The organism is Pseudomonas sp. 31-12 (assembly GCF_003151075.1).
In the GTDB taxonomy this organism is placed as follows: Bacteria; Pseudomonadota; Gammaproteobacteria; order Pseudomonadales; family Pseudomonadaceae; genus Aquipseudomonas.
In genome coordinates, this window is record NZ_CP029482.1 from 794,654 (window position 1) to 806,758 (window position 12,105).

General features: G+C 60.4%; 11 protein-coding genes. 10 read left to right on the plus strand and 1 reads right to left on the minus strand.

Features of this window, described 5'->3' with window-relative positions; all coding sequences use genetic code 11:
• The first annotated feature begins 44 nt into the window (after positions 1-44).
• The gene (locus DJ564_RS03645; RefSeq protein WP_007945604.1) at positions 45-656 is read left to right on the plus strand and encodes a trimeric intracellular cation channel family protein; all 612 of its coding nucleotides are present in this window, start codon (positions 45-47) and stop codon (positions 654-656) included.
• Here DJ564_RS03645 and queG read toward each other — a convergent pair.
• The gene (gene queG, locus DJ564_RS03650) at positions 638-1,717 is read right to left on the minus strand and encodes a tRNA epoxyqueuosine(34) reductase QueG (RefSeq protein WP_109627697.1); all 1,080 of its coding nucleotides are present in this window, start codon (positions 1,715-1,717) and stop codon (positions 638-640) included. The genes DJ564_RS03645 and queG overlap by 19 nt on opposite strands.
• Positions 1,718-1,780: 63 nt before the next feature.
• On the opposite strand from queG, the gene DJ564_RS03655 reads away from it, so the two are divergent.
• The 9 genes from DJ564_RS03655 to hflC all read left to right on the plus strand — a co-directional run bounded on the left by DJ564_RS03655 (position 1,781) and on the right by hflC (position 11,851).
• Positions 1,781-3,280, plus strand: coding sequence for an NAD(P)H-hydrate dehydratase (locus DJ564_RS03655; RefSeq protein WP_109627698.1), 1,500 nt, complete (start codon positions 1,781-1,783; stop codon positions 3,278-3,280).
• A complete protein-coding gene (gene tsaE, locus DJ564_RS03660) occupies positions 3,268-3,738 on the plus strand; it encodes a tRNA (adenosine(37)-N6)-threonylcarbamoyltransferase complex ATPase subunit type 1 TsaE (protein ID WP_109627699.1) in 471 nt (156 codons plus the stop codon). Before DJ564_RS03655 ends, tsaE begins: the two co-directional genes overlap by 13 nt.
• A 48-nt stretch (positions 3,739-3,786) precedes the next feature.
• Positions 3,787-5,166: an N-acetylmuramoyl-L-alanine amidase gene (locus tag DJ564_RS03665; RefSeq protein ID WP_371922072.1), complete on the plus strand. Its 1,380-nt coding sequence runs from the start codon at positions 3,787-3,789 to the stop codon at positions 5,164-5,166.
• Positions 5,163-7,073, plus strand: a complete 1,911-nt coding sequence (mutL, locus tag DJ564_RS03670) for a DNA mismatch repair endonuclease MutL (protein ID WP_109627701.1) — start codon at positions 5,163-5,165, stop codon at positions 7,071-7,073. Before DJ564_RS03665 ends, mutL begins: the two co-directional genes overlap by 4 nt.
• Entirely contained in the window at positions 7,073-8,044 is a 972-nt protein-coding gene (gene miaA, locus DJ564_RS03675) for a tRNA (adenosine(37)-N6)-dimethylallyltransferase MiaA (RefSeq protein ID WP_010464198.1), read from the plus strand. Before mutL ends, miaA begins: the two co-directional genes overlap by 1 nt.
• Before the next feature lie 94 nt (positions 8,045-8,138).
• Positions 8,139-8,399, plus strand: a complete 261-nt coding sequence (gene hfq, locus DJ564_RS03680; protein ID WP_007902656.1) for an RNA chaperone Hfq — start codon at positions 8,139-8,141, stop codon at positions 8,397-8,399.
• Positions 8,400-8,411: 12 nt separating this feature from the next.
• Positions 8,412-9,713 (plus strand): ribosome rescue GTPase HflX, encoded by a 1,302-nt coding sequence (gene hflX, locus DJ564_RS03685; RefSeq protein WP_033055543.1) that lies wholly within the window; start codon positions 8,412-8,414, stop codon positions 9,711-9,713.
• A gap of 96 nt (positions 9,714-9,809) precedes the next feature.
• On the plus strand, positions 9,810-10,982 hold the full coding sequence (gene hflK / locus DJ564_RS03690; RefSeq protein ID WP_109627702.1) for an FtsH protease activity modulator HflK: 1,173 nt from the start codon (positions 9,810-9,812) through the stop codon (positions 10,980-10,982).
• Positions 10,982-11,851, plus strand: a complete 870-nt coding sequence (gene hflC / locus DJ564_RS03695) for a protease modulator HflC (RefSeq protein ID WP_109627703.1) — start codon at positions 10,982-10,984, stop codon at positions 11,849-11,851. The genes hflK and hflC overlap by 1 nt, the downstream gene beginning before the upstream one ends.
• Positions 11,852-12,105 lie beyond the last annotated feature (254 nt).

Here is a 12,105-nt window from a genome sequence, read left to right on the forward strand (position 1 = left end):
ACCGAAATGGCTAGACTGCGCGCCTTCCTGCAAGGACCGCCACCATGTTGCTGATGCTTTACCTGATCGCCATCACCGCCGAAGCCATGACCGGTGCCCTGTCCGCCGGACGTCGCGGCATGGACTGGTTTGGCGTGGTGCTGATCGCGTGCATCACGGCGCTCGGCGGCGGTTCGGTGCGTGACGTGTTGCTCGGTCACTACCCGCTGACTTGGGTCAAACACCCGGAATACCTGGTGCTGACCTCGATAGCGGCGATGTTCACCGTCTTCGCTGCACGTTGGATGCGCCACCTGCGGTCACTGTTTCTGGTGCTCGACGCCGTGGGTCTGGTGGCGTTTACCCTGATCGGTTGCATGACCGCCCTGGAAATGGGCCACGGCATGTTGGTGGCGTCGGTCAGCGGCGTGATCACCGGGGTGTTCGGCGGCATCCTGCGCGACATCTTCTGCAACGACATCCCGCTGATCTTCCGCCGCGAGCTCTACGCCAGCGTCTCGTTCGCTGCGGCGTGGTGCTACATGCTTTGCATTTATCTGCAATTACCCGGCGAACAGGCGATTCTGATCACCTTGTTTGGCGGTTTCCTGCTGCGGTTACTGGCGATTCGTTTTCACTGGGAAATGCCGAAGTTCGTTTACAACGACGAGGCCTGACGTTCGGCGTGTTGCTTCAACGCCCACTCGACGTGCTCACGCACCAGCTCTGACGGATAGTCGCGGCGCGCCTTCAACGCTTCCAGCACCGGAATGCTCGACGGCGCATTCCCCAATCCCACCGCCAGATTGCGCAACCACCGCTCGTAACCGGCGCGGCGCAGCGGTGAACCTTCGGTGCTGCTGAGGAATTTATCCTCGTCCCACATGAACAGTTCGGCCAACTCGGCGTTGTCCAGGTTATGCCGTGGCTTGAAGTCGCTTTCGCCGGACGGGCGGGCGAAGCGGTTCCATGGGCAGACGATCTGGCAGTCGTCGCAGCCGAACACCCTATTACCGATCAGCGGCCGCAAGTCTTCGGGGATCGCGCTTTTCAGTTCGATGGTCAGGTAAGAGATGCAGCGCCGGGCGTCCAGCACGTACGGGCCGACGAAGGCGTTTGTCGGGCAAATGTCCAGGCACGCTGTGCAGCGGCCGCAATGTTCGGTGCTGTGCGGCGGATCGACAGGCAGCGGCAGATCAACAAAGAGCTCGCTGAGAAAGAAGTAACTGCCGGCCTTGCGATTCAAGACCAGGGTGTTTTTGCCGATCCAGCCCAGGCCGGCCTTTTCCGCAATGGCCTTTTCCAGCACCGGCGCGCTGTCGACGAAGGCGCGGTAACCGAACGGCCCGATGACCGCCTGAATTTTTTCTGCCAGTTGTTGCACACGTTTACGGATCAATTTGTGGTAATCGCGGCCCAAGGCATAACGCGATACGTAGGCTTTTTCCGGTTGGGCCAGCAATTGCGCCATTTGGGTGTCGCCGGGCAGGTAGTCCATGCGCAGGGAAACCACGCGCAGCGTGCCGGGGACAAGCTCTTCGGGATGCGAGCGTTTGCTGCCGTGGGCGCCCATGTACTCCATTTCGCCGTGGTAGCCGGCCGCCAGCCAGCGCTCCAGGTGCTGTTCATGCTCAGCCAGGTCGAGGCCGCTGATGCCGACTTGCTGAAAGCCCAGCTCGCGGCCCCAGTCCTTGATGGATTGGGCGAGGGCGGGCAGGTCTGTGGTAATAGCGGGCATGAGGCGAGAGAAACCGGAGCTGAGGTGCGTATAATTCTGCCAGACATCGGAGCCCGAAGACGCATGCCGCACACTAAAGATGATTTACCCGACGCGCTGTACAGCGCCGCGCACGTGCGAGCCCTCGATGCGAACCTGATCGCGGCCGGCACGCCGGGCTTCGAATTGATGCAGCGCGCAGCGCGGGCGACCTGGCGCGCGTTGGTCCGTCAGTGGCCGTCGGCGAATGAATTGACGGTGGTCGCCGGTCATGGCAACAACGCCGGAGACGGCTATCTGGTGGCGGTATTGGCCCGGCGAGCCGGATGGCATGTGCGGGTGTTGGCGGCGGGTGATCCCCAACATTTGCAGGGCGATGCGGCATTGGCCCATGCCAAGGCCCTTTCTGAAGGCGTTGCCGTTCAGGGTTGGAGCGCGCAGTCCGAGTTGCGTGGAATTGTTCTGGACGCCTTACTGGGCACCGGTTTGACAGGCGAAGTGCGAGAACCTTACGCGAGCGTGATCAAAGCGATCAATGCCAGTGGCCTTCCGGTGGCGGCGGTGGATATCCCGTCGGGTTTGTCTGCCGATACAGGCCGCGTGCTTGGTTCGTCAGTTCGGGCTGATCTGACCGTGACCTTCATTGGTCTGAAGTTGGGTCTGTTCACGGGCGATGCGGCGGATGTGGTCGGCGAGCTGGTGTTCAACGATCTGCAAGCCTCCCCCGAGTCCTTTAACGGGGTCGACATTGATGCTCTCCGTCTGACGGCCGGTAACCTGCCGCGTCTGGCAGGCCGCGCGCCAACGTCTCATAAAGGTAAATTCGGCCACGTCTTGCTGATCGGCGGTGACCGTGGCTTCGGCGGCGCCATTCTGCTGAGTGCACAAAGTGCCCTGCGCAGCGGTGCGGGCATGGTGTCCGTGGCAACCCGCAGTGAACATGTGCCTGCGGCACTGGCGAGAATCCCCGAAGCCATGGTGCTGGGCACTTCCTCGGCCAATCAGTTGATGGAACTGCTGCAAAAGGTTTCCGTACTGGTGGTCGGCCCGGGCCTCGGGCAGGCTGCCTGGGGGCGCAGTCTTTTGTCGGCGGCGGCCAATGCGCCGTTGCCGCAAGTCTGGGACGCCGATGCATTGAATTTGCTGGCTTCCAAGCACGTGAACTTGCCCAGGGACTGCGTGATTACGCCGCATCCGGGGGAAGCGGCGCGGTTGCTGGGGATAAGCACTGCCGAGGTTCAGGCTGATCGCCCGGCGGCCGCTCACGCTTTGAGCAAAAAATATACAGCTGTGGTGATTCTCAAAGGCGCCGGCAGTTTGATCGCAAGCCCCGATGGGCGGTTGTCGTTGTGTCATCAGGGCCATCCGGCCATGGCCACCGCCGGTTTGGGTGATGTGCTGGCCGGTCTGGTCGGCGCATTACTGGCCCAGGGCATGGACGCGTTCGACGCCGCCTGCCTGGCGGTCTGGTTGCACGCCAATGCCGGCGCGCAAGAAGGTAAATCGGGCCGCGGGCTGGCGGCCAGTGATCTGATCCCTGCCATTCGTCAGTTGTTGGAGGAGCAAACACCGTGTCTGAAGTAACCCTGTACCTGGCCGATGAAGAGGCGATGACTGCATTTGGCGCACGCATCGCACAAACCACCCAAGGGCACGGTCTGATTTTTCTGGAAGGTGATCTGGGGGCAGGGAAAACCACGCTGTCGCGGGGCATCATCCGTGGCTTGGGGCATGTCGGGGCAGTGAAAAGTCCGACGTTCACCCTGGTCGAGCCCTACGAGATCGGCGACATCCGGGCCTTCCATTTCGACCTCTATCGACTGGTCGATCCGGAGGAGCTGGAGTTCCTCGGCATCCGCGATTACTTCGAAGACGACGCGTTGTGCCTGATCGAATGGCCCCAGAAGGGTGCAGGCTTTTTGCCAAAGCCCGACCTGACCATTACCATTAGCCCGCAAGACAGCGGGCGTTCGCTGAAAATTTTGTCCCAAGGCTCGCGCGGCGAGTCCTGGTGTGCCGCTTTGGCATTGGAAACCAATTAAATGATGGGGTCAGGTATGCGCTTTCGCGCGATGGTAGCTGCCGTAGGGATGTTGTTTTTGGCGGTGACCGTCGACGCTGTGGCCGAGACTAAGGTCAACAGCGTTCGCCTGTGGCGGGCGCCGGACAACACACGGTTGGTGTTCGACTTGACCGGGCCGGTGCAACACAGTGTTTTCACCCTGACCTCCCCGGATCGGCTGGTGATCGACATCAATGGCGCCACCCTTGGCGCGCCGCTGAACGTCAACAGCGCCAATACCCCGATCACCGCCATGCGCTCGGCTCAACGCACGCCGACCGACCTGCGGGTGGTCATCGACCTGAAAAAAGCCGTCACGCCAAAAAGTTTTACCCTGGCGCCAAACGCCCAATATGGCAATCGCCTGGTGGTCGACTTGTTCGATAACGCCGCCGATGCCGCGCCGATACCGCCGCCGACCAACGTCGCGACGGTGGCCCCGGTGCCGGTGACTCCGGTCGAACCCGCCGTTAAGCTGCCGCCTGCGCCTGCCGGCAAGCGCGACATCATCGTGGTGATCGACGCCGGCCACGGCGGCGAAGACCCGGGTGCCTCCGGCTCTCGCGGTCAGCGTGAAAAAGACGTGGTGCTGGCCATCGCCCGCGAACTGCAACGCCAGGTCAACGGCATGAAAGGCTTCCGCGCCGAACTGACCCGCACCGGCGACTACTTTATTCCGTTGCGCGGCCGTACCGAAATCGCCCGCAAGAAGGGCGCCGACCTGTTCGTCTCGATCCACGCCGATGCCGCGCCTTCGGCGGCTGCGTTCGGTGCGTCGGTGTTTGCCCTGTCTGATCGCGGCGCTACATCGGAGACGGCGCGTTGGCTGGCCGATAGCGAAAACCGCTCCGACTTGATCGGCGGTGCCGGCAATGTCAGCCTCGACGACAAGGACCGCATGCTCGCGGGCGTGCTCCTCGACTTGTCGATGACTGCGTCCCTCACGTCCAGCCTGAACGTTGGCCAGAAAGTCTTGAGCAACATCGGTCGCGTCACGCCGCTGCACAAACAGCGCGTAGAGCAGGCCGGGTTCATGGTGCTGAAGTCGCCGGACATCCCGTCGATCCTGGTGGAAACCGGGTTCATCTCCAACGCCAACGAAGCCTCCAAACTGGCCGCAGCGAACCACCAGCAAGCGCTGGCGCGTTCGATCAGCAGCGGCGTGCGCCAGTTCTTCCAGCAGAACCCGCCACCGGGCACCTACATTGCCTGGCTGCGTGATTCCGGCAAGATCGCCCAGGGTCCACGTGACCATCGGGTGAATCCGGGCGAGACGCTGGCGATGATTGCCGTGCGTTATCAAGTGTCTCCGGCCACCTTGCGCAGCGCCAATAACCTGAAAAGTGACGAGCTGAAGATCGGTCAGACCCTGACCATTCCCGGCACAGAACTGGCGTCCAAAGAATGAACCAGGTGGTGACCCATACGGCTCGCATCGAGCTGCTCAGCCCGCGACTGGCGAACCAGATTGCCGCCGGTGAGGTGGTTGAGCGTCCGGCTTCGGTGATCAAGGAATTGTTGGAGAACAGCCTCGACTCGGGCGCCAAGCGTATTGATGTCGATGTGGAGCAGGGCGGCGTCAAGCTGCTGCGGGTGCGCGATGACGGCAGCGGCATTTCTGCCGATGACCTGCCGCTGGCCCTGGCGCGACACGCTACCAGCAAGATCCGCAACCTCGAAGACCTTGAACAGGTGATGAGCCTCGGGTTTCGTGGTGAAGCCCTCGCCTCGATCAGCTCCGTGGCGCGTCTGACCCTGACGTCCCGCACCAAGGATGCGGATCAGGCCTGGCAGGTCGAGACCGAAGGCCGGGACATGGCGCCTCGCGTCCAGCCCGCGGCCCATCCGGTCGGCACCTCGGTAGAAGTGCGCGACCTGTTCTTCAACACCCCGGCGCGGCGCAAATTCCTCAAGACCGAAAAAACCGAATTCGATCACCTGCAAGAAGTGATCAAGCGTCTGGCGCTGGCACGTTTCGACGTGGCGTTCCATTTGCGCCACAACGGCAAGACCATCCTCAGCCTGCACGAAGCCCATGACGACGCGGCCCGCGCCCGGCGAGTGGCGGCCATCTGCGGTTCGGGTTTCCTCGAGCAGGCCATGCCGATCGAAATCGAGCGCAATGGCCTGCACTTGTGGGGATGGGTCGGGTTGCCGACGTTTAACCGTAGCCAGGCGGACTTGCAGTATTTCTTTGTGAACGGCCGTGCCGTGCGCGACAAACTGGTGGCCCACGCGGTGCGCCAGGCGTATCGCGACGTGCTGTTCAATGGTCGGCACCCGACGTTCGTGCTGTTTTTCGAAGTCGATCCGGCCGGTGTCGACGTCAACGTGCACCCGACCAAGCACGAAGTGCGCTTCCGTGACGGGCGCATGGTTCACGACTTCCTCTACGGCACCTTGCACCGCGCATTGGGCGACGTGCGTCCGGATGATCACCTGGCTGCACCGGTGGCGACGGCGATCGTTCGACCGAGCGGTATCGATGCGGGCGAGTTCGGTCCGCAAGGTGAAATGCGTCTGGCGGCCAACGCGTTGCTGGAGCAGCCGCAGGCGCAACCTTCGTTCAATACGCCGGCAGGCTCAGGCGCCGGCGCCGGTTATCAGTATCAATACACGCCGCGTCCTCAGTCCGGCGTACCGGCGGCTGAGGCTCAGGCTGCGTACAAGGAGTTTTTTGCGCCGCTGCCAGAAGCCAGCGCTGCTGCACTTCCAGCCGGGCAGGACGATATTCCACCACTGGGCTACGCCTTGGCGCAGCTCAAAGGCATCTACATTCTCTCGGAAAACGCCCAAGGGCTGGTGCTGGTGGACATGCACGCCGCTCACGAGCGGATCATGTACGAGCGGCTGAAAGTCGCCATGGCCAGCGAAGGCCTGAGCGGCCAACCGCTGTTGGTGCCGGAATCGTTGGCGGTGAGCGAGCGCGAAGGCGATTGCGCGGAGGAAAACGTCGCGTGGTTCCAGCGTCTGGGCTTTGAGCTGCAGCGACTCGGCCCGGAAACCCTGGCGATCCGGCAGATCCCGGCCTTGCTCAAGCAGGCCGAAGCCAATCGATTGGTGAGTGATGTGCTGGCGGACCTGATGGAATACGGCACCAGTGACCGCATCCAGGCGCACCTGAACGAATTGCTCGGCACCATGGCCTGCCACGGCGCGATTCGGGCGAACCGGCGTCTGGCGCTGCCGGAAATGAACGGTCTGCTGCGTGACATGGAAAACACCGAGCGCAGCGGTCAATGCAACCATGGCCGACCGACCTGGACCCAACTGGGCCTGGACGATCTGGACAAACTGTTCCTGCGCGGTCGTTGATGAGCCAGCTTCCACCTGCGATTTTCCTGATGGGCCCGACCGCAGCGGGCAAGACTGATCTGGCGATCGAGCTGACCAAGGTCCTGCCGTGCGAGCTGATCAGTGTCGATTCGGCACTGGTCTATCGCGGCATGGACATCGGCACCGCCAAGCCTTCGAAAGAGATCCTGGCCGAGTTTCCGCACCGGTTGATCGATATTCTCGACCCGGCGGAGAGCTATTCGGCGGCGGATTTTCGTCGTGATGCACTTGAGGCGATGGCCGAGATCACTTCTCGGGGCAAAATTCCGCTGCTTGTAGGCGGCACGATGCTCTACTACAAGGCTTTGGTCGAAGGACTGGCGGAAATGCCGGCGGCCGATCCCGAGGTTCGCGCGCAGATCGAAGAAGAGGCTGCACGCCTTGGCTGGCAAGCCCTGCACGAACAATTGGCGCTCGTTGATCCAGTATCGGCGGCGCGAATTCATCCGAACGATCCCCAGCGACTCAGTCGAGCACTGGAAGTTTATCGCGTCAGCGGTCAGAGCATGACCGAGCTGCGACTGAGACAAAGTGCGCAAAGTACTGAAGCAGCCGCTTCGGGACTGCAACAATTGCCCTATACTGTCGCGAACTTGGCCATTGCTCCGGCAAATCGCCAAGTACTGCACGAGCGAATTAAACAAAGATTCACAGTTATGTTGGAACAGGGATTCATTGACGAGGTCGTAGCCCTGCGTAAGCGAAGTGACCTGCACTCAGGGTTGCCGTCGATACGTGCGGTAGGCTACCGACAAGTCTGGGACTACCTGGATGGCAAGCTGACACAAGCCGAGATGCAGGAGCGTGGAATCATTGCCACGCGCCAATTGGCAAAGCGTCAGTTCACCTGGCTGCGCAGTTGGGCTGATTTACACTGGCTGGACAGCCTGGATTGCGACAATCTGCCGCGCGCCTTGAAATACCTGGGGACCATCTCCATATTGAGCTGAGTCCTTGCAATTGCCGTCTATCCTTGGGGGTGTGACGGCCACAAGCCATCTGTTTACCTATTTTTTATATTGAATCCTTAAAGGAGTGCGGCACATGTCAAAAGGGCATTCGCTACAAGACCCTTACTTGAATACTTTACGTAAAGAGAAAGTTGGGGTGTCCATCTACCTGGTCAACGGGATCAAACTGCAAGGCACGATCGAGTCTTTCGACCAGTTCGTTATCCTGCTGAAAAACACCGTCAGCCAGATGGTTTACAAACACGCTATCTCTACAGTGGTGCCGGTTCGTCCAATTCGTCTGCCTAGCGCAACCGAATCCGAAGCAGGTGACGCTGAGCCAGGTAACGCCTGATAGGAGTCTCCTTTGTTCTTTGAGCGCCACGGTGGTGGTGAGCGAGTGATCCTCGTTCACTTGGATGGACAGGACCCTGAGGCGCGCGAAGATCCGCAGGAGTTTCAGGAATTGGCTAATTCGGCCGGCGCCGAGACCGTTGCGTTTTTTAACGTGCCGCGTCATCGGCCAACCGCCAAATTCCTGATCGGTAGCGGCAAGGTCGAGGAACTGCGCGACCTGGTCCATGCCGAAAAGGCCGATCTGGTGATCTTCAATCACATCCTCACGCCCAGTCAGGAACGTAACCTCGAACGTGTTTTCGAGTGTCGCGTGATCGACCGCACCGGTCTGATTCTCGATATTTTCGCCCAGCGCGCCCGTACCCATGAAGGCAAGCTCCAGGTCGAACTGGCCCAGCTTGACCACATGAGCACCCGGCTGGTTCGTGGCTGGACTCACCTTGAGCGTCAAGGTGGCGGTATCGGCATGCGTGGCCCGGGTGAAACCCAGCTGGAAACCGACCGCCGCTTGCTGCGGGTTCGCCTGCGACAGATCAAAGGCCGGCTGGAAAAAGTGCGCAGCCAGCGCGAACAGTCGCGACGTGGCCGTATGCGTGCGGATATCCCTACCGTGTCTTTGGTGGGGTATACCAACGCCGGTAAATCCACGCTCTTCAATAACGTGACGAAATCCGACGTTTACGCGGCTGACCAGCTATTTGCCACGCTCGACCCGACCTTGCGCCGTCTGGAACTGGACGACCTGGGGCCGATTGTCCTGGCGGACACGGTGGGCTTCATTCGCCACTTGCCCCACAAGCTGGTCGAGGCATTTCGGTCTACCCTCGAAGAGTCGAGCAACTCCGATCTGTTGTTGCATGTGATTGATGCGGCCGAACCAGATCGGATGTTGCAGATCGAGCAGGTGATGGTGGTGCTGGGCGAGATTGGTGCCCAGGACTTGCCGATCCTCGAGGTCTATAACAAACTCGATTTGCTTGAAGGCGTTGAGCCACAAATCCAGCGCGACGAAAACGGCAAGCCTCAACGGGTCTGGCTGTCGGCGCGTGATGGCAGTGGTCTGGAATTGCTTGAGCAAGCCATTGCCGAGTTGCTGGGCAGTGAGTTGTTTATCGGTACCTTGCGCTTGCCTCAGCGTTTTGCGCGACTGCGTGCACAGTTTTTCGAGCTGGGCGCGGTTCAGAAAGAAGAACACGACGAAGAAGGTGTCAGCTTGCTGGCCGTTAGATTGCCTCGCTCAGAGCTCAATCGACTGGTCAGCCGTGAAGGCGTTGTGCCGACGGAGTTTATCGAGCAACACACTTTGCAATAAAAGCCTGAGAAAGCGGTTGTGCCGCGGTGACAGGCATTCTGTAGCATTGGTCGGCGCGCCGTGGGTGCGTCTTTGCTTTATCAGATGGAGAGCGCTATGGCTTGGAATGAGCCGGGTGGCAACTCGAATAATCAGGATCCTTGGGGTGGCAAGCGCCGCAATAACGGCGACCGCAAGGGACCACCGGATCTCGACGAGGCCTTCCGAAAGCTGCAGGAAAGCCTGAATGGGTTGTTCGGTGGTGGTAAGAAACGTGGTGATGACGGTGGTGGATCGGGCAAGAGTGGCGGCTTCGGCGGCCTGCTCGGCATCGGCCTGGTCGTGTTGGCGGCCGTGTGGCTGTACAGCGCGGTCTATGTAGTCGACGAGCAGGAGCAAGCTGTGGTGCTGCGCTTCGGCAAGTACTACGAAACCGTCGGCCCGGGCCTGAACATCTATTTCCCGCCGATCGATCGAAAGTACCTGGAAAACGTCACGCGTGAGCGTGCGTACACCAAGCAGGGTCAAATGCTCACTGAGGACGAGAACATCGTCGAAGTGCCGCTGACCGTGCAGTACAAGATCAGCAACCTGCAGGACTTCGTGCTGAGCGTCGATCAGCCGGAAATCAGCCTGCAACACGCGACTGAAAGTGCCTTGCGCCATGTGGTGGGTTCCACCGCGATGGACCAGGTGCTGACCGAAGGTCGTGAATTGATGGCCAGCGAAATCAAGGAGCGTCTGCAACGCTTCATGGATACGTATCGCACCGGCATCACCGTCACTCAGGTCAACGTACAGAACGCAGCTGCGCCGCGCGAAGTTCAGGAAGCCTTCGATGACGTGATTCGTGCCCGTGAAGACGAGCAGCGTTCGCGCAACCAGGCTGAAACCTACGCCAACGGTGTCGTGCCGGAAGCCCGTGGCCAGGCCCAGCGTATCCTTGAAGATGCCAATGGTTACCGCGACGAAACGGTATCGCGCGCCAAGGGTGAGGCCGATCGTTTCACCAAGTTGGTGAGCGAGTATCGCAAGGCACCTGAAGTCACCCGCGAGCGTCTGTATCTGGACACGATGCAGGAAGTTTTCAGCAATACCAGCAAGGTGCTCGTGACCGGCAACAAGAATGGCCAGAGCAATCTGCTGTACTTGCCGCTGGACAAGATGGTCGAAAGTGGTCGCAGCACCAGCGCTCCGGTGACCGGTGCGGCAGCCACCAGCAATGAAGCGAATGCGCGTGCGGCAGCTGATCTGCAGCAACAGCCATCTCGTACCAGGGAGAGTCGCTGATGAGCAATAAATCGCTGATCGCCCTTATTGTCGGCGTCGTCGTGGCCATCGCTGCCTGGAACTGCTTCTACATCGTGGCTCAGACCGAGCGTGCGGTGTTGCTGCAGTTCGGTCGCGTGGTTCAGGCCGATGTTCAGCCGGGCCTGCATGTGAAAGTGCCTTACGTTAACCAGGTGCGCAAGTTCGACGCCCGCCTGATGACACTGGATGCGCCAACACAGCGCTTCCTGACGCTGGAAAAGAAGGCCGTCATGGTCGATGCCTACGCCAAGTGGCGCGTGAAAGATGCCGAGCGCTTCTACACCGCGACTTCCGGTCTGAAGCAGATTGCCGATGAGCGTCTTTCCCGTCGTCTGGAATCGGGTCTACGTGACCAATTCGGTAAGCGCACGCTGCACGAGGTGGTTTCTGGTGAACGTGACGCGTTGATGTCCGATATCACTGCTTCGTTAAACTCGATGGCGGAAAAAGAGCTGGGCATCGAAGTTGTCGATGTCCGGGTCAAGGCCATCGATCTGCCGAAGGAAGTGAACCGCAGTGTGTTCGAGCGTATGAGCTCCGAGCGTGAGCGTGAAGCTCGCGAGCACCGCGCCAAGGGTAACGAGCTGGCGGAAGGCATCCGTGCCGACGCCGATCGTCAACGCCGCGTGCTGCTGGCTGAAGCCTATCGTGAATCTGAAGAGGTTCGCGGTGACGGTGATGCCCAGGCTGCTGCGATCTACTCCAAGGCCTACGGCCAGGACCAGGAGTTCTACGGTTTCTACCGTAGCCTGCGTGCCTACCGAGAAAGCTTCGCGAACAAATCCGACGTCATGGTCCTGGACCCAAGCAGCGACTTCTTCCGTTACCTGGAAAAAGCCAAGCCTTGATACTGCGTTGACCTGAATCATCCCCCGCCTGGCGGCTAAAGCCTCGGGCGGGGTGATCCTTTGGGAAAACGTGTGTATGATGCGGCAGCCGGGAAATTCCCGGCTTTTTTGCGTCTGCACGTTTGATTGCTGTTTTTAAGCGGGCGCCCGAGTTGAATGACTCGACAGGTTTTTCGAGGAAAGTGGTTGGCGAAGCCGGTTTCAGGCTTTTCGCCTCGTTGTTTATGCGCGTGGTTTGCACATGAGCCGATCAT

Coding starts and splice junctions, on each gene's coding strand:
- hfq (WP_007902656.1), top strand. CDS start 8,139: ATGTCAAAAGGGCATTCGCTACAAGACCCTTACTTGAATACTTTACGT.
- queG (WP_109627697.1), bottom strand. CDS start 1,717: ATGCCCGCTATTACCACAGACCTGCCCGCCCTCGCCCAATCCATCAAG.
- DJ564_RS03645 (WP_007945604.1), top strand. CDS start 45: ATGTTGCTGATGCTTTACCTGATCGCCATCACCGCCGAAGCCATGACC.
- hflC (WP_109627703.1), top strand. CDS start 10,982: ATGAGCAATAAATCGCTGATCGCCCTTATTGTCGGCGTCGTCGTGGCC.
- hflK (WP_109627702.1), top strand. CDS start 9,810: ATGGCTTGGAATGAGCCGGGTGGCAACTCGAATAATCAGGATCCTTGG.
- DJ564_RS03655 (WP_109627698.1), top strand. CDS start 1,781: ATGCCGCACACTAAAGATGATTTACCCGACGCGCTGTACAGCGCCGCG.
- DJ564_RS03665 (WP_371922072.1), top strand. CDS start 3,787: ATGTTGTTTTTGGCGGTGACCGTCGACGCTGTGGCCGAGACTAAGGTC.
- mutL (WP_109627701.1), top strand. CDS start 5,163: ATGAACCAGGTGGTGACCCATACGGCTCGCATCGAGCTGCTCAGCCCG.
- miaA (WP_010464198.1), top strand. CDS start 7,073: ATGAGCCAGCTTCCACCTGCGATTTTCCTGATGGGCCCGACCGCAGCG.